General features: G+C 61.4%; 9 protein-coding genes. 3 read left to right on the plus strand and 6 right to left on the minus strand.

Annotated features, from left to right (window positions below):
• Positions 1-58: 58 nt before the first annotated feature.
• The gene (locus AC1Q6Y_RS05780; protein WP_492624157.1) at positions 59-982 is read left to right on the plus strand and encodes a transporter; all 924 of its coding nucleotides are present in this window, start codon (positions 59-61) and stop codon (positions 980-982) included.
• A gap of 67 nt (positions 983-1,049) precedes the next feature.
• Here the strand turns inward: AC1Q6Y_RS05780 and AC1Q6Y_RS05785 are convergent, their stop codons facing one another.
• From AC1Q6Y_RS05785 to AC1Q6Y_RS05800, 4 genes are all read right to left on the minus strand, one after another.
• The gene (locus AC1Q6Y_RS05785) at positions 1,050-2,078 is read right to left on the minus strand and encodes an AraC family transcriptional regulator (protein WP_492624158.1); all 1,029 of its coding nucleotides are present in this window, start codon (positions 2,076-2,078) and stop codon (positions 1,050-1,052) included.
• Between the two features lie 50 nt (positions 2,079-2,128).
• The gene (locus AC1Q6Y_RS05790; protein ID WP_492624159.1) at positions 2,129-3,085 is read right to left on the minus strand and encodes a LysR family transcriptional regulator; all 957 of its coding nucleotides are present in this window, start codon (positions 3,083-3,085) and stop codon (positions 2,129-2,131) included.
• A gap of 86 nt (positions 3,086-3,171) precedes the next feature.
• Positions 3,172-4,944 (minus strand): acyl-CoA dehydrogenase C-terminal domain-containing protein, encoded by a 1,773-nt coding sequence (locus AC1Q6Y_RS05795; protein ID WP_492624160.1) that lies wholly within the window; start codon positions 4,942-4,944, stop codon positions 3,172-3,174.
• Between the two features lie 118 nt (positions 4,945-5,062).
• Positions 5,063-6,685, minus strand: a complete 1,623-nt coding sequence (locus AC1Q6Y_RS05800) for an acyl-CoA synthetase (RefSeq protein ID WP_150813940.1) — start codon at positions 6,683-6,685, stop codon at positions 5,063-5,065.
• Positions 6,686-6,915: 230 nt separating this feature from the next.
• On the opposite strand from AC1Q6Y_RS05800, the gene AC1Q6Y_RS05805 reads away from it, so the two are divergent.
• Together AC1Q6Y_RS05805 and AC1Q6Y_RS05810 are read left to right on the plus strand one after the other, a co-directional pair.
• Entirely contained in the window at positions 6,916-9,186 is a 2,271-nt protein-coding gene (locus AC1Q6Y_RS05805; protein WP_154861928.1) for a PAS domain-containing sensor histidine kinase, read from the plus strand.
• Positions 9,187-9,196: 10 nt separating this feature from the next.
• Positions 9,197-9,832 (plus strand): response regulator transcription factor, encoded by a 636-nt coding sequence (locus tag AC1Q6Y_RS05810; protein WP_102672425.1) that lies wholly within the window; start codon positions 9,197-9,199, stop codon positions 9,830-9,832.
• A 4-nt stretch (positions 9,833-9,836) separates the two neighbouring features.
• Here the strand turns inward: AC1Q6Y_RS05810 and AC1Q6Y_RS05815 are convergent, their stop codons facing one another.
• Together AC1Q6Y_RS05815 and AC1Q6Y_RS05820 are read right to left on the minus strand one after the other, a co-directional pair.
• Positions 9,837-14,246, minus strand: a complete 4,410-nt coding sequence (locus AC1Q6Y_RS05815; protein WP_492624161.1) for a response regulator — start codon at positions 14,244-14,246, stop codon at positions 9,837-9,839.
• Positions 14,247-14,297: 51 nt separating this feature from the next.
• Entirely contained in the window at positions 14,298-15,455 is a 1,158-nt protein-coding gene (locus tag AC1Q6Y_RS05820) for an HD-GYP domain-containing protein (RefSeq protein ID WP_349736909.1), read from the minus strand.
• Positions 15,456-15,515 lie beyond the last annotated feature (60 nt).

A 15,515-nucleotide genomic window follows, 5' to 3' on the forward strand; every position in this document is an offset into this window, starting at 1 on the left:
CGATGTTGCACGAAAAAAATTCCTCTCCAAAAACCAACAAAAACAAAACAGGTGATTCATGGAGATCTCCACACGTACCCCTGCGCGCGTTCGGCCCCTGGTGCGCGCATTTGACACTTCAACGATCGGTGCCGGCCTCGTGCTGGCGATTCTGGCGGGCAACGCCCAGGCCATCGATGTGGACGCCGGCGAATACACCGCTGCGCTTCCAGCCGGCAGCAATATCGGTTTGCTTTACCTGCAGCATGCGCAGCGGCGGTCGCTTTACAGTGATGGTCACAAGGTTGCGATCAAAGCGGGGCTCGACTCGGATATCGGCATACTGCGCGCCGCGCATTACCAGCAGTTGGGCGACTACACGATCAATACACAGTTCCTGTTGCCCTTCGGCCGCCTGGAAGGAACACGCGATAACGACTCGCTGGGACAAACCAGTGGCATGGGCGATCTGATTCTGGCGTCCACTCTATGGCTCGTGAATGACCCGGCGAAAAATCGTTACTGGGGTATTGCACCCTACCTGTACGTGCCGACCGGAAACTATGACCGCAACAATGCACTCAACCTTGGCGAAAACCGTTGGAAGATGACATTGCAGACAGGCTATGTGACCGGTCTCACTGAAAAACTTTCCCTGGACCTCACCGCGGATGTGACCTTCTTTGGCAAAAATGACGACCTCACGAGTCAAGACCTGACGTTGCGCCAGAAGCCGCAGTGGCAAACCCAGACCTACCTGAGGTACGCCGTGACACCAAAGCTTTCGGTGCATGTCGGTGCGTCTCGACTCTGGGGCGGTGAGACGCGCATTGACGGTCAGGATCAGAACGATGAACCCGACACCAGCAAATACCGTGTCGGCTCGTCATACTGGATAACCCCCTCCTTCCAGGCCCTGCTCAACTACGGCCAGGACGTCTCGGTCGACAACGGTTTCAAGGAAAACCAGCGGGTTAACCTAAGGCTGTTGTGGGTGTTCTGACCCACAGTGAATGACACCGAGAGCGGGATGGACACCGCTCTCGGTACCCTCGTACCGCCTCGAATCGCTAGCGCAGCCGGCGCTGCAAGGTCTGGGAGGGTAATTCACTGAAACGCTTGCGATAGATCCCCGCAAATTCACCCAGGTTCAGATAACCCCAGCGAAAGGCGATGGCCGAAACGGTGGTTCCCGATTGCGGGTCCGCCGCCAGCAAATCGCGGTGCGCCCCCTGCAATCGCTGCTCACGCAAGAACGCACCGGGCGTCATGCCGCGAAAACGCGCGAAGGCACCACTCAATGTCCGCACACTGGTCCCTACCGCACTGGCAATCTCACCCATCGTCGGCAGGTTCGCAGCATTGGCACTCATGAACTCTTCGGCAGCCCTGACATAACGGGGTGCAATCCGGTTCAGGGGACTATTCAAATCAAGCCCTGCCCGCCCGGCGCGGCCAGCCCATTCTTGCAGCATATGAACGCAAAGACTTTGCTCCAGGTGAGTACCCATACGCCCTTCAGCCATGTGTGCGGGAGCTTCGGCAACACAACGAACCGTGTACTCCAGCAAACTCAGCCAGCTCGATCCGACTCCGCCGATGACGCACTTGTGTCTCCAGAACTGATCATCGGGCACGAACCCAAACCACTGCAGCGCCATCCGCTCCAATACGGCATGAGGAATGGTCAGATTCAGTTGCAGGTGATCAGGGTCGAGGTCGATCCGGTAATCGACACGACTGCAATCGGCAACGAATGATTCACCCATTGCCGTATCCTCGGTGACGGAACGCCGGGTCCAGTGCCGGGCATTGCCGCGAATAGTGGTGAGCAGTAGCGCATTCCCGGCTTCGGGCGAAAATTCATCGACGCTCACCGGCACGCCATAGGCAAAACGAGTCAGCGTCAACTCGCCAATCCTGGACGAATGCATGGTGGCGTGCGGCTTGATGGCCTGCCCTTTGGGTGCCACACGGTAGGGCATATACATGCGATCCGACCAGTCGCTGATTTCATCCCACTCGGTTGAAAAACTTTTGTGATGCTGGTGAATCGGCTTGCCGCTGGCATCGGTTAACAACGCATGTTCGAGAAGCATAGAGACACCTGATTTTTTTTTAGGGTCCAATCGATGGCCAGACCTGCAACTCAGAGCAACGACGGGTAGACCATCTGGTGTGACTCGCCCATCAGCAGCGGACGATTGAGCTTCGCGCAAGTGCGCAGGTAGTCGGCCACCAGGGTAATCCTCTTGAGGTTGCGCAGGTCCTCACAGTAGTACATCCAGAACTGTCGCGTGACCTCCACCTGATCCGGCAGCACCTCGCACAGGCGCGGGTCGGGACCGGCGAGGAAGCAAGGCAGGATCGCCAGCGCACGCCCTTCCAGAGCCGCATGGTACTGGGCGACCACGCTGGTGCTGCGCAGGCGGCTGCGCGCGCCGAGCATCAGGTCGTTCAGGTAGAGCAGCTTGAAGCTGAAGGCCAGATCATCGACGTAGGTCACGAACGGGTGACCGGCCAGATCCTCGCGACAGCCAATCGGCGGATGACTGGCCAGGTACTCCGGCGTCGCATACACACGCAGGCGGTAATCGCACAGCCGCGAGCACACGTACGGACCGCGCTCGGGCCGCTCCAGGGTGATGGCAATGTCCGCCTCGCGCCGTGACAAGTTGACGAAGTGCGGGACCGGCAAAATATCCGCCGAGATATTCGGGTAGTGCTCGAGGAAGTGGCTCATCTGCGCTGCGATGAAACAGGACCCGAAGGCTTCGGTACAGCCGATGCGCAGGTGCCCGGCAAGCCCTCCGGTGGTGCCGAAAACCTGCTCGCAGGCTACCAGCAGTGTACTTTCCAGGGTTTCGGCGTGGCAGACCAGGCGCTGCCCCTCCACGGTCAGCACGAAGCCTGCGGTTCGCGATTTCTCGAACAACATGGCGCCCAGGCTCTGCTCCAGGGCGCGGATGCGTCGCGCTACCGTGGTGTAGTCCACCCCCAGGCGGCGGGCTGCACCGCTTGCGGTGCGGGCACGAGCGACCTCGAGAAAGAAGCGCATGTCGTCCCAGTTCAAGTGACCTTGCGTTGTACTTGTTTGCATATTCATCAGGCTTTCCTGCCGTACTTTGAGAGGGCCAGTGAATAAAAAGCGCGGGACCTGGGAGTGGCAAGGCGCCGCGCAACGCTCAATCGTCAGAACTGTTCGTCAGCAAGGCCGTACAGGGGCGCACTGCCGGCGCGGATGCTGGCTTCCAGGCTCAGCGTCCGTGGCAGCAGGCGGGCGAAGTAGAACTCGGCGGTGGCCAGTTTGGCAGCGTAGAACGGCGGGTCCCGGTCAAGTCTGGACCGGGCCACGGCGGCCATGCGCGACCACATGTAGGCGTAGGCGACATAGCCGAACAGGTGCAGGTACTCCACGGAGGCTGCGCCGACTTCGTTGGCGTTGGCTTTGGCCCGCTCCAGCAGCCAGTTGCTGAGGCCCTCCAGGCGTTCCAGGGCCTTCAGCAGTTCGCTGCCATACGCGCTTTCGTGGTGCAGCGCGAAGTGGCGGACTTCCCGTGCGAACAGGCGTAGCGCGACGCCATCGTTGGCCAGCACTTTGCGTCCGAGCAGGTCCAATGCCTGGATGCCATTGGTGCCTTCGTAGATCTGTGCAATGCGCACATCACGGACCAATTGTTCCTGACCCCATTCGCGAATGTAGCCATGGCCGCCGAAAACCTGCTGGCCGTTGATGCAGCTTTCCAGGCCGGTGTCGGTAAAAAACGCCTTGGCCACTGGCGTCAGCAGCGCAACCAGGATCTGCGCGCAATCGCGCTCGCTGGCATCGTCGGAAAACTTCGACAGATCCAGTTGTTGCCCGACATAGCAGGCGAATGCGCGACCGCCTTCGGTCATGGCTTTCATGCCCAGCAGCATGCGCCGCACATCCGGGTGAGCGATGATCGGGTCGGCCGGTTTGTCCGGGGCCAATGCACCGGTGGGCGCCCGACCTTGAACGCGTTCGCGAGCATAGGTGACGGCGCTCTGGTAAGACGCCTCGGCGCAGCCGATGCCCTGAATGCCAATCGACAGGCGTTCGTAATTCATCATGGTGAACATCGCCGCCAAGCCTTTGTTCTCTTCACCGACCAGCCAGCCACTGGCGCCGTCGAAGTTCATCACGCAGGTGGCCGAGGCCTTGATGCCCATCTTGTGTTCGATCGAACCGCAACTCACGGCGTTGGCCGCGCCGAGGGAACCGTCGGCATTGACCAGGACTTTAGGTACGACAAACAGCGAAATGCCTTTCGGGCCAACAGGCGCGTTCGGCAGTTTGGCCAGTACCAGATGAACGATGTTTTCAGTCAGGTCCTGATCGCCCCCGGTGATGAAAATCTTGCTGCCGGTGATCTTGTAGCTGCCGTCAGTCTGAGGTTCGGCGCGGGTGCGGATCAGCCCCAGGTCGGTACCGGCATGGGCCTCGGTGAGGCACATGGAGCCGGCCCAGCGGCCTTCATACATCGGCGGCAGATAGAGGTTTTTCAGGGCATCGCTGGCATGGGCGTCCAGCGCCAGGCAGGCACCGGAACTCAATGCGGAATACAGCGCAAAACTTGAGTTGGCGCCGTAGAGCATCTCTTCGAACTGCACGGCCAGCATTTTCGGCATGCCCATGCCACCAAACCCGGGGTTGCCGGACAGTCCCACCCAACCGCCTTCGATGTAGGTTGCGTAAGCCTGTTTGAAACCGATGGGGGTGGTGACCCGGCCCTCGTGCCACTGCGCGCCTTCTTCGTCGCCACTGCGATTGAGGGGCGCAATCAGGTGCGAGGTGACTTTGGCCGCCTCCTCAAGAATGGCGTCTGCCGTATCGGTGTCGATGCTCTCGGTCAAGGCCGGCAGGCGCGCCCACATGGCCGGAGCATCGAACACTTCGTGCAGCACAAAGCGCATGTCGCGCAGCGGGACTTTGAATTCGGGCATAACGTAAACCTCGTTGGCACGGTTGTGTCATGGGCAGGGCACAGCCGAATTCGGCCTGCACGAACCCGCAGCAGCAGGTCAAACACCTGCTGCCAGATGGATGCAATGTCAGATCGGGTCAGAGCGCCTTGGCCCGCTCGCGCAACACATACTTCTGGATCTTGCCTGTGGAAGTCTTTGGCAAGAGCGTGAAGATCACTGTGCGCGGTACTTTGAATCCGGCCAGATGCTCACGACAGAAACTGATGATGTCAGCCTCGCGAACGTCCTGGTGATCAGCCTTCAAGGTGACGAAGGCACAGGGCGTTTCGCCCCATTTCTCATCGGGACGGGCGACCACGGCTGCTTCCATCACACCCGGGTGACGATAGAGCACCCCTTCAAGCTCGATGGTGGAAATGTTCTCGCCGCCCGAGATGATGATGTCCTTGAGCCGGTCCTTGATTTCGACGTACCCGTCAGGATGCCAGACGGCCAGGTCACCGGTGTGGAACCAGCCGCCTTCGAACGCTTCGGCAGTGGCGCTCGGGTTCTTCAGGTAGCCCTTCATGACGGTGTTACCGCGTATGAAGATCTCACCGATCGTCTGGCCGTCACGCGGGGTTGGCTCCAGCGTTGTGCTATCGCCGACCATCAAGCCTTCCAGCGTCGGGTAGCGCACGCCCTGTCGCGACTTGATCTGCGCCCTCTCCTCCAGGGAAAACTCATCCCATTCGGCGTGCCAGGCGCAGACCGTCACCGGGCCATAGGTTTCGGTCAGGCCAAACACATGGGTGACCTTGATGCCCATCTCTTCGACGGCACCGATGACTTTGGCCGGTGGCGCAGCGCCCGCGACCAAGGCATTGACCGGGTGATCGATGGCCGCTTTCGCTGATTCGGGCATGTTCACCAGTGCATTGAGCACGATCGGCGCACCGCACAGGTGAGTGACCTGATGCTCGCGGATCAGCGTGAGGATTTTCTGTGGATCGACCCGGCGCAGGAAAACGTGCACACCCGCCAGGGCAGTGATGGTCCATGGATAGCACCAGCCATTGCAATGGAACATCGGCAGGGTCCAGAGGTACACCGGATGGTTGCCTATGGCCCAGGTCATCTGGTTGCCCAATGCGCTCAGGTAAGCGCCGCGATGGTGGTAGACCACGCCCTTGGGGTTGCCGGTGGTGCCTGAAGTGTAATTCAGCGAAATGGCCTGCCACTCGTCGCCCGGCCATTGCCAGTCGAATGCCGGGTCGCCTTCGGCCAACAGCGCTTCGTAGTCAAGGTCGCTCGCGGCCTGACCTTCACCGTATTCCGGGTCATTGACGTCGATCACCAAAGGCGGGTGATCCAGCATGCCAAGCGCTGCCTGGATCACATCATGGAACTCGCGGTCGGTAATCAACACCCTGGCTTCGCCATGCTGCAGCATGAATGCGATCGCCTCGGCATCGAGGCGCACGTTGAGCGGGTTGAGCACGGCGCCGATCATCGGCACACCGAAATGCACTTCAAGCATCTCGGGAATGTTGGGCAGCATCACCGCCACCGTGTCGTCCTTGCCGATACCGCGACCGGCCAGCGCCGAGGCCAGGCGTCGGCAACGGGTGTAGGTCTGCGCCCAGGTGCGGCGAATCGAACCGTGGATGACGGCGAGGTGATCGGGATAAGTGCTGGCGGTGCGCTCGATGAAACTCAGCGGAGACAAGGCAATGTGGTTGACAGCCGAAGGGCCTAGGCCTTGGTCATAGATAGACATGTGCGGGTACTCGATGGCTGATTGTTAGCTCTATGGTTGACCTTGCAGCGTAGTCGCCGCAGTCACCTTCAAAGTCCGGATGACTTTATATAACACTACGTCGTTGATATGGAAGTAGAACCTACGTCGTATAGTATTAATACTATATCTATTTCTATTAAGTCCGAATCAATGCCGCCAACGCTCCAAGGCTGGTATATGCTTGGTTTCCCTGAGAAAGTGGACCCGCAATGACCCTGACGCCCGTTCGATTGCACAGTTGGTTGCGCCTGCAGCGCGAGGGTGTGTCTCTGGCCACCCGGGCCGATGCGCTGTGTCGGGCGCTGCAGGATTGCCCTGAGGTGCAGCGGGCGGTTTACCTGAGCTGGCAGCCCAATGCGCGGATCTACAGCCATGAGGGCGCCGCCCAACATTTGCCGCCGGGACTTGGCGACCCGGCGCTGGCCAGCGACCAGTTGCTCTTCGAGCATCTGGTCGAGGCAGGCCGCCTGGACCTGGCTCAAGTCCGTCAACTCGATTGCTGGTTGTCCGGCCGGTTGCGCCGGGCCGCGATCAGCCATGGCCAGGTATTTGATCTGGCCTTGCAGCCGGGGCAGCCGGGCTTGTTGCTGGTGGAAGTGCGCGAGGGCGTGAGTCTCGATTGGCTGGGCTGGGTGCAGGATTTGCTGACGACGCTGCTGAGCAGCGTCAACGGCCTGCTGCGTGGTTCGCCACTGTTGGGTCACGATCCGCAACCGAGCCTGTTGCTCGATGCGCAAGGTCGACCGCTGGAGTTCAACGCGGCACTGATGGCGCTGCTCGCCGAGAAGTCACTGACCGATGTGTTGGGCTTTTTACCGGTCAATCATCGGGTGCTGGTGCGTGCCTGCCTGGACCAGCAACGCGCCGTCGAAGGTGTCGAAGCTCAGTTTGAAACGCAGATCCTGATCTGGACGTTCATTCCCGATCCCCAGGACAACCGAGTGCTCGCCCGTTGCCGCGACGCCACGGCGCAAGTGCTGGCGGAGCGTGAAGCGGCCACCGCACGACGGCTGTACCGGCTGATCATCGAAAACACGACTGACCTGATATCCCGTCACACCCCCGAAGGTCGCGTTATCGATGCATCACCGGCGTCCTGGACCCTGCTCGGTTACTGGCCCGAAGAGTTGCGCGGGCAAATGGCCCAGGGCCTGTTTCATAGCCAGGACCTGGCCGCTCTGGTGCAGCGCGCGCGCGATGCGCTGGAGCAGGATGGCTATCACACCATGACCTATCGCATTCGCCATCGCGACGGCCATTACCTGTGGTTCGAAACCGCCAGCCGGGCGATCCGCGAAACCTACACCGGGGCGGTGGTCGAAATCGTCAGCATATCCCGGGACATCACGGCCCGGGTGCAGGCCGAGGAGAACAAGCGACGCCTGGCCGAAGTGGTCGAGGCCAACATTGACCCGGTGTTGTTCATCGCTCCCGAGGGCCAGGTCACTTACCTCAATCCAGCCGCGCGACGCATCCTCGGGATTGATGAGCAACAACCCATGCCGGCCCTGGCCACGTTGTTCGCAAGCGGCGACCTTGCGCGCCTGCAACGCGATGGCTGGAGGCGCGCCGAGCGCGACGGTGTCTGGAGCACCGATGCGCGTTTGCAACCACCGGGCGGGGGCACATCGGTGCCGGTGTCGCTGGTACTGCTGGCGCACCGTTCCGCCGGCGGTGAGCGTTATTACTCATTGGTCGCGCGCGACATGACCGAGCGCGAGCTGCGGGAAGTGCAACAGCGCCGTCATCAGGACGAACTGGCACACACCGCACGGCTGGTCACTCTCGGTGAACTGGCCTCGGGGATCGCCCACGAAATCAACCAGCCGCTGGCTGCCGTGGTCAACTATGCGAATGCAAGCCAGCGCTATCTACAAACGCTGGATTCCAATCCCCAGGCCGCTGCCAGAGTGACCCAGGGCCTGGAACGCATTACCCATCACGCCACCCACGCCTCCGAAGTGATCCGACGGTTACGCTCCTTTTTGCGCAAGGGACAGCGTCGCATGCAGGCGCTGAACTTGACCGACGTCGCCCGCGAAGCCGTGCGTTTGTGTGCCTGGGAGGCGAGTAATTGCCAAGTGACAATCGAGGATCGACTGCCGGATAATCTGCCACCCGTTTATGCCGACCGCGTGTTGCTGGAACAGGTGCTGCTCAATTTGTTGCGCAATGCCATCGATGCCAACCGTGAGCAACATCCCGGGCAACCCTCTGTGATCGTGATGGCCGTGGAGCATGGCAGTGGCGCCTGCGTGGAAATCAGTGTGCGAGACCAGGGGCCGGGCGTCAGCGAGCCGGAACTGGAACAGATATTTACCCCGTTTTACACCAGCAAGGCCGATGGCCTGGGGCTCGGTCTGTCCATGAGCCGCAGCATCATCGAAGGTTTCGGTGGCGAATTGAATGCCCGGCGCCAGCCTGTCGGGCTGCTGATGTGTTGCCGCTTGCCGCTTGCCGGCCCAACAAAACAACAATAGGAATCAGGTAATGGCAGGTGTAACGGAGCACGTTGTGTACGTGGTCGATGATGACCAGGGCATGCTCGAATCGACGGTCTGGTTACTGGAGTCGGTCGGGCTCAAGGCCTTGCCGTTTACCAGTGGCGTCGCGTTCCTCGATGCCTGCGATGCAAGCCTCGATGCTTGTGTGCTGCTGGACGTTCGCATGCCCGGTATGGGCGGGTTGAACGTGCAGGAAGAAATGCGTGTGCGCCAACTGAACCTGCCCATCATCTTCGTCAGCGGGCATGCGGATGTGCCGATCGTGGTGCGCGCGTTCAAGGCCGGTGCCCATGACTTTATCGAGAAGCCCTACAACGAACAGCTGTTGCTGGACAGCGTGCAACAGGCGCTCAGCAACTGTGCCGCCAACCGTTCGGGCAACCAGGGCCACGAAGCCTTGCAGGCGCGCTTGTTGACCTTGACCCCGCGCGAGCGCGATATCCTGTTGCCACTGGTGCAGGGTTACACCACCCGCGAAATCGCGGAGCAACTGGGCGTAAGTGCAAAAACCGTTGATCTGTATCGCGCGCGCGTCATGAAACGCATGCAGGCCAACACGCTGCCGGACCTGGTGGGCATGGCCATCGCGGCGCAGATGGTCGATCCGCTGAAGTTGCGTTGATTCCTCAGGACAGGTTTTCAAGCAGCTCCAGCGCCTGATCAAAATCGAAGCACTCCGCTTGCCGCACAACCCGAAGCAATTGCTCGGTCATTCGCGGGTCTGAAGCCAGCCCCTGCAGTTTGAGCAAGGCCGTCAGCGCCTGGGTGTCGCTCTCGGCCAGCAGAGACCGAACGTGGGCCAATTGCGCGTGCCATTCGTTGCCCGGTGGCACGCTTGATGAGTCTGCGGACGATGTCGGCTCGCCGAGCACCGATAAGCCTTCCTGCACCGTTGTCAGGCAACGCTCGACCTCCACCAGCCGGTCAGCCAGGTCCTGCTCCACCCCATCGCTCGTCCCATCGTTCAGACACGCCTGCTCCAGTGCGGCGGCTGCATTCGCCACTTCAACGGCACCAATGTTGCCCGCCGTTCCGCGCAGGGTATGAGCCAGCCTGACCGTCGCCGAACGATCGTCCTGGCCTCGGGCAGCCAGGAACTCGGCGCAAAAAGCCTGGTGGCTGGAGCGAAACTTGCGCAGCAGTCGCAGATAGAGCTCGACCTTGCCCATGCAGGTGCCCAGGCCCGCTTTCAAATCAATGCCAGGAAGGCTGGCTGGCAGGCTCGCCGCTGACTCCGTGGTGACCGGCGAAACGTCGGCCGACATCGCGCCACGGTCAGCTCGCGGATGTATCCACTTGGCCAACGTGGCGAACATGTCGTCGACGTTCAAGGGTTTGGAGATGTGGTCGTTCATGCCGCAGGCCAGCGCCCGCTCGCGGTCCCCCGCCATGGCGTCGGCAGTCATGGCGATCACCGGCAGATTCGCCCAGCGTGGCTGCTCACGAATCTTGCGGGTCGCGGTATAACCATCCATCACCGGCATCTGGCAGTCCATCAACACACCATCGAAGTCTGCGTCACGCTCCAGTTGGTCGAGCGCTTCTGCGCCGTGAACGGCCAGGCACAGCTCGATCCCGGCGCTCTCCAGCAGTTCACAGGCCAGCTCGCGGTTCAGCTCATTGTCTTCGACCAACAGCAGTCGCGCGCCACGCAGGCTGGCCATGGCGCTGGCACTCTGGCCGAGTCGCGAGCTGGCCCGGGTATCGGCCTGGGGGATCTTGCCGAGCACCGTGCCCAGCGCCTCAAGCAAAGTGGACGGCGTCACCGGTTTGGTCAGTACCACCGGCAAATGAATGCCGTACCGACTGGCCTCTTCGCGGGCTTCCTCGCGACCGAACGCCGTGACCATGATCACAGACGGCGTTTGCGCCAGTTTGGCGGCCTGCATCTGCCGCACCGTTTCCACGCCGTCCATGCCAGGCATGCGCCAATCCATCAGCACCAGATCATAGGGCAGCACCTTCGCTTCGGCGTCCACCAGCATGGCCAGTGCGGCCCGGCCGCTTTGCGCGACGTCCACCTCCACGCCAAAACTGCGCGCCATGCTGGACAGGATCTCCCGTGCGCTGGCGTTGTCATCGACCACCAACACACGGCTGCCCAGCAATTCGTCGGCGGTCACCATGCGCCGTAAATGGCTGTCGCGCTGCACCCCCAGGCTCACCTCGAAATGGAAAGTGGAACCAAGTCCCGGCTCGCTCTCTACCCAAATGCGCCCGCCCATCAATTCCACCAGATGCCGAGAGATGGCCAGGCCCAACCCGGTGCCACCGTACTTGCGGGTGGTGGTGCTATCGGCCTGGCTGAAGGGTTGAAACAGGCGCGAGCATTGCTCGGCGTTCATGCCGATCCCGGTGTCGCGTACCCAGAAATGCAGCTGCGCCTGCTCTCCTGCCGCGCCCCGGTGCTCTACGCCGAGTACGATCTCGCCCTGCTCGGTGAACTTCGTCGCATTGTTACCCAGGTTGATCAGCACCTGGCCAAGGCGCAACGGGTCGCCGATCAAGGCGGTCGGCAGTTCGGCATCGGTGCTGAATAGCAATTCCAGGCCTTTGTCCTCGGCTTTGAGGCCGATCATGCTGGCAAAGCCGTCGAGCACGGCCTCGAGGTGGAAGGGAATGTGCTCCAGGTGCATCTTGCCGGCCTCGATCCTGGAGAAGTCGAGGATGTCGTTGATGATCACCAACAGGTATTCCGCCGAGCGATGGACCTTTTCGATGTAGTTGCGCTGGCGGTGGTCGAGCTCGGTTCGCAATGCCAGGTAGCTCATGCCGATGATGGCGTTCATCGGTGTGCGGATCTCGTGGCTCATGGTGGCCAGGAAGTTGCTCTTGGCCCGGGTCGCCTCTTCTGCGGCCTCTCGTGCGCGCTGCACCTCGGCCTCGGCGGTCTTGCGGTCGGTGATGTCAAAGTACCAGTTGGCCCCCATGCCCCGCTCCCCCAGCGTCATCGTGACGGCCGAAACCAGTACGTCGAAGCGCTCGCCTCCAGCGCGCTGCAGGGTGGTCTCGAAGTTCAGCACTGCACCTTGCGCTGCCGCTTCGAGAAAGCGCTGGTGTGCCTGCGGGTCGACCCAGAACTGCGCCGGATCCGCACCTTCGAGTTCAGCCAGACGAGTCCCGAACAGACTGTCGAACTGCGGATTGCAGTAGGTTGGACGGCCATCGACGTCCCTGATCACCATGGCCACCGGGCTGCTGTCGAGTACTGCGCGCAACTGTGCCTCGCTGGTCTTGAGTGCCGCCTGCAGATGACGCCGTTCACTCACGTCGCGCACCGAAGCGCACACGCATACGCCGTCCCCTTCCAGGCTCGGCAGATGCGACAGGCTGATCTCTGCCGAGAACAGACTTCCGTCTTTGCGCACGCCTTGCAGGTCGTCCAGGTTGGCCCCCATCTGGCGAGTGGCGCCGTGGGCCATGAAGCCCTGGCGCAGCGCCTCGTGGCGCCCTCTGCTGGCCAACGGCACCAAACGATCGATGGACTCGCCGAGCAGCTCACCGGCGCTATAGCCGAACAGCTGATCCAGTTGGCGATTGGTGCGCAGGATCTGTCCTTGGGCATCGACCACCAGCATGCCGTCCGGCGCCGCTTCGATAATCCCGCGATACCAGGCCTCGGTGGCGCGCAACGCCGATTGCTGGGTTTCCAGTGCCTGCGCCTGCTGCTCCAGTTGCAGCGCCTGTTCCGCCATTTCATTGGCCTGGCGACGGGTTTCCGCCAACAGGGTCTTGACCGCCTGATTGCGCTCCAGAATCGCCATGGCTGCGGCCAAACGTGGGGTGGCCTCCTGCAACAGCAGCAGTTCACGCTCGCCCAAGGGCTCCAGCCCGGCCAGTTCGAGCACCCCCAACAACCGCTCGCCACGGACAATGGGTTGCAGCAGCAGGCAACGGGCCGGGACCTCGCCAAGGGGCGAGCGCAAACGCCAGTATTGCTCCGGCATCGCCTGAAACTGACGCGGCACGCGATCCACCGCGCACTGCCCCAACAGGCCATCGCCGAACATGATTTGCGCCTCGGGTGGCCGCTCGGAATCGGTGGCATAACGCCCCATCAACAGCAGCGTGCCGGAATCCTCCTGCGCGCTGTACAGCACCCCCTGGCAGATTCCGTGCAGGCTGGCCATGCATTGCAGGAACACCTGCGCCAGTTCGACCGGGGTTTCTGCCTGCTGCAGATCGACCTGCAACTGGGCGGTATGCGCCTTGATCCAGCGCTGGCGCTCAAGCTGTTGGGATTCGGTCTGCAGTTTGGCGATGGCCCGCGCCAGATCGCCGGTTTCGTTGTTAAGGTCAGTGTGGGGAATCGGTTGATCGAGCTGCCCCGCGGCCAATTGGTCTACCGCCACCCGCACCCGGTTCAGTGGATTGCGGATCGACTGGCTGACGACCCAGGACAACAGCAACGCCAGCGACAAACCACCGAACAACAGTACGTAGGTCAACCTGGTGCTGTGTTCGGCAAACTCGGCAATGTCCTTGGCCGTGTCGCGAATCGAGGCTTCCTTGATCTGGACGATCGCGTACAAAAGGCCGTCGGCCTGCCGGGCAAGTTGCTGGAATTCACTGCTATTGAGCAGCACCAACGCCTTGTTCTGCTGGCCCTGGTCGATCGATAGAAAGGCCTGGTCGCTATGACGCTGCAACTGTTGCAGCAGCAGGTCGAGCTCGGCGAGGCGCGCCAGATTGTCCGCGCGCCTTAAGGTCACTTTGGCGCGGGCCACGGCCTGCTGCAGGCCTTCGCGGATATCATGCAGTTGCTGCAGGGATTCGACGCGAATCTGCGCGCTGTCGGTGCCCACCGCACGCTGCAGTGCTTGCATCATATGGGGCAATTGCACACGGGCTTCCTGCAAGTGCTCCATGCCGACCAGTTCCTGCAGATAGAGGTTCTGCATGTCCTGCTTCAGCGATTGCTGGGTGCGCAGGCTTTGCACACCGAGCACCAGCACCAACAGCAGCAGCGCCGAGAACCCCAGGATCAGTTTGTGAAGCAGCGCGAGGCGCTCAAGCAGGGTACGCAATCCGGCCATGACTATCCTCGTGGACCTGATGAAAACACTGACGAAGGGGCAATTGCGGGTTCACGGAGCCTGGCCGATACGTTCCAGGGCAGCCCGCTTGCCGGCCATATCCTGGTCGGTATCGGCGAAGCGCTCGGCAATGGTCTGGAACTGTTCGAGGCAATCGAGGAAGGCATCGCAGATATCGGGATCGAAGTGCGTACCTCGCCCCTGACGAATAATCTCGACGGCCTGCGCGTGGGGCATCCCCGCTTTATAGACCCGACGGCTGATCAATGCGTCATAGACGTCCGCCACTGCCATCAACCGGGCGCTGACGGGGATGTCGTCACCCGCCAGCCCTTGCGGATACCCACTTCCATCCCATTTTTCCTGGTGACTGTAGGCAATCTCCTTGGCCAGGCTGAGGAACTCGGCGCGAATGCCGAGCTGATCCTCGGCATGCTGGATGGCGTCACGTCCCAGCGTTGTATGAGTCTTCATGATCTCGAATTCTTCCTCGGTATAGCGTCCCGGCTTGAGGAGAATATGGTCGGGGATGCCGATCTTGCCGATGTCGTGCAGCGGCGCCGACTTGAACAATAATTCGATGGTGTCCTCGGTGAGAAAGTGACTGAAGCGCGGATGAGCACGCAGATGCTCGGCCAGCACCTTGATGTAATGCTGGGTCCGCCGGATATGGTTGCCCGTTTCGTTATCGCGAGTCTCGGCCAGTGAAGCCATGGCCTGGATGGCCACATCCTGGATCGCAATCACCTCGCGGGTCCGACGCGCCACTTCCTTCTCCAGATAGTCGTTGTGATCGCGCAGGAAGTCTGCCGCCGCCTTGAGCTTGAGCTGGGTATCCACCCGCGCCAGGACCAGCGCCGGCCTGATCGGTTTGGTGATGTAGTCGACAGCCCCCAGTTCCAGGCCATGGATCTCGTCTTCGGTGTCGGCCATAGCCGTCAGAAAGATGATCGGAATGTCACGGGTACGCGGGTCGCGCTTGAGCTGCTGCGCCACTTCATGGCCGGACAGCCCGGGCATCATCACGTCCAGCAGGATCAGGTCAGGGAGTGCGTCGCCCTGTAGTACGCGCAAAGCCTTTTCACCGCTATTGGCAGCCTTGACCCGGTAGCGATCCTTGAGCAGATCCGTCATCAGCATCAGGTTGTCGGGCGTGTCATCGACCACCAGCAGGGTCGGCGGACTGTAATGACTCTGTTCGGCACTCATGGCGGATGGCTCCCTTGCCGGAAATGGACATCCCGAGGCAACACTTCCAGCGCCGCCCCA

Source organism: Pseudomonas sp. GW823-FHT06E10 (assembly GCF_058794995.1).

Excerpts from the sequence above, each read along its gene's own strand:
- AC1Q6Y_RS05785 (WP_492624158.1), bottom strand. The coding sequence starts at position 2,078 with ATGCTTCTCGAACATGCGTTGTTAACCGATGCCAGCGGCAAGCCGATT.
- AC1Q6Y_RS05805 (WP_154861928.1), top strand. The coding sequence starts at position 6,916 with ATGACCCTGACGCCCGTTCGATTGCACAGTTGGTTGCGCCTGCAGCGC.
- AC1Q6Y_RS05815 (WP_492624161.1), bottom strand. The coding sequence starts at position 14,246 with ATGGCCGGATTGCGTACCCTGCTTGAGCGCCTCGCGCTGCTTCACAAA.
- AC1Q6Y_RS05810 (WP_102672425.1), top strand. The coding sequence starts at position 9,197 with ATGGCAGGTGTAACGGAGCACGTTGTGTACGTGGTCGATGATGACCAG.
- AC1Q6Y_RS05790 (WP_492624159.1), bottom strand. The coding sequence starts at position 3,085 with ATGAATATGCAAACAAGTACAACGCAAGGTCACTTGAACTGGGACGAC.
- AC1Q6Y_RS05795 (WP_492624160.1), bottom strand. The coding sequence starts at position 4,944 with ATGCCCGAATTCAAAGTCCCGCTGCGCGACATGCGCTTTGTGCTGCAC.
- AC1Q6Y_RS05800 (WP_150813940.1), bottom strand. The coding sequence starts at position 6,685 with ATGTCTATCTATGACCAAGGCCTAGGCCCTTCGGCTGTCAACCACATT.
- AC1Q6Y_RS05780 (WP_492624157.1), top strand. The coding sequence starts at position 59 with ATGGAGATCTCCACACGTACCCCTGCGCGCGTTCGGCCCCTGGTGCGC.
- AC1Q6Y_RS05820 (WP_349736909.1), bottom strand. The coding sequence starts at position 15,455 with ATGAGTGCCGAACAGAGTCATTACAGTCCGCCGACCCTGCTGGTGGTC.